Below are 1,872 nucleotides of genomic sequence, written 5' to 3'. Positions count from 1 at the left end.
CCTCAATAGCGCCCCGTAGAGCGCTATTCATTATTATTATCAAACGGGTTGTTTACGCGCTTCTATCTCTTCAACGATGCGGACATACATCTTCTCGTTAAGGTTGTAGAAACAGCCCATAGCTACAATGGTGATCACCGCCAAGGCGCAAGGATAAATAAAGATCAACTGACGCAATCCTTCGACCGTACTTGCAGATTGCACCACATTGGGGACGTAGCCGATTTGCGTCAGCATCCAGCCCGGGAAGAATCCTGCCAGCGCTTGTGACACTTTACGGAAGAAGGTGAAACCGGTGTATACCGTACCTTCAGAGCGTACGCCGGTACGCCATTCGCCATATTCCACGGTATCGGAGACCAGCGCCCAGTTCAGGCTGTTGACGAATGCCGAGCCGAAGAACGCCAGACAAGAGAACGCGACAAAACTGACGGAGCCGCCGCCAAAGAAGTAGTTAAGCAGATCGCCCGCCACCCAAATCAGCAAACCGCCGATGTAGACTTTTTTCTTGCCGAAACGTCTGACCATGCCAGGCATCAAGAAGACGCCGATGAAGATACAACCCATGCTAAAAAAGCCCATCCAGGAAAGGAGGATCGGGTCATTAAGAACGTACTGGGTGTAGTAGACCTGAATCGCCAGCTTGACGTTAAACGCGCCAAGCGTGCAAAGGTTGGCAATGCACAGAATAAACAGCGGGCGGTTACCGGCGATGGCGCGAAAGGATTGCAGCAATCCCGGTTTTTGCGCGGCATCAACGGGTTTCACTTCCACGTAACGTTCTTTTACCCCGGCATAGCAGAGCCACATAAACAGCAGGCCAAACAGAGAAAACAACGTGGCGGCGAAGATATAACCCAGCTGCGAGTTGCCTTCGATCAGGTTCATTACGGGAACAAAACCGACGGTACACAGCAACAGACCCAGGGTTGCGCCACCTTGCCGCCAGGCGGCAAGCGACGCGCGTTCGTCAGGATTTTTCGTAATCGCGGGAACCATCGCACCATAAGAGCAGTTCATCATGCTGAAAAACAATCCGTACAGCATAAACAGCACCGTTGCCATGACCGTTTTACCGGTTACTTCAAACGGTGTACCGACAAAGTTTGCAATCGCCAGCAAGGTAACCGGAAATGCGGCATAAAGAACGAACGGCCGGAATTTTCCCTTCGGGCCGATTTTGCGGCGGGAATCAAGCATAATCCCGGTGCCCATATCGGTAAACGCGGTAAAAAACTTGGCGATGAGGAAAATGATACCGCCATAAGTTCCAGGTAAACCAAGGACATCGGTATAAAACTTGAGTAAATAGAGCGTACCAATATCCAGCAGGATATTGGAGCCTAAATCACCCATCCCATAGGCGAGTTTTTCTTTGAACGGCAAGCGTAGGGTTGCCGGATTAGAGGAAGTCTGACTCATTATTATTCTCCATGTGCCCGCGAGTTTCCCCACGGGCGAGCCGCATTAGATGTTGCGTAAAGTGGCAAACAGTGACGCCCATTCACTCTTCGCGCGATAAAACACCGGAGGCTTGCCAATAGGCGCATCCACGGTAATTTCACCGCCCTGGTAAGTTTCCCCAGTCCAGATGTTGACCCAGCTATCCTCCGGCAGATACAGAGTCCAGTTTTGCTGGCCTTGTTCGTGAACCGGCGCAACCAACACATCCTGTCCCAGTAGGTACTGATATTTCAGGGTGTAGGTCCGTGCATCGTCTTCGTAATGTAGGAATAGCGGACGCATCACCGGCAGACCGGTAGCGCTGTTTTGTGCGACTGCCTGTTTCAGATACGGTTTAAGGGTGGTAAAGACGGTGGTCATACGAGCAAAGTGGGCGATGGTTTCAGCATCACCATCAAACTGCCAGTT

The 1,872-nt window shown here is 51.4% G+C and carries 1 protein-coding gene and 1 pseudogene; both read right to left on the bottom strand.

Going from position 1 to position 1,872, the window contains the following annotated elements; all coding sequences use genetic code 11:
• Positions 1–39 precede the first annotated feature (39 nt).
• Positions 40–1,422, bottom strand: coding sequence for an MFS transporter (locus KQJ19_RS23445; protein WP_016155166.1), 1,383 nt, complete (start codon positions 1,420–1,422; stop codon positions 40–42).
• A gap of 45 nt (positions 1,423–1,467) precedes the next feature.
• A pseudogene (locus KQJ19_RS23440) lies at positions 1,468–1,872 on the bottom strand (TIM-barrel domain-containing protein); the annotation flags it as partial.

This window comes from Citrobacter sp. S46_ASV_140 (assembly GCF_018919545.1).
GTDB lineage: Bacteria > Pseudomonadota > Gammaproteobacteria > Enterobacterales > Enterobacteriaceae > Citrobacter > Citrobacter braakii.
Note: the sequence above shows the minus strand (reverse complement) of the source record. Positions and strands in the feature narration are given on the sequence as shown.

Bases quoted from the DNA above. Each gene is read 5' to 3' on its own strand.
- KQJ19_RS23445 (WP_016155166.1), bottom strand. From the start codon at position 1,422: ATGAGTCAGACTTCCTCTAATCCGGCAACCCTACGCTTGCCGTTCAAA.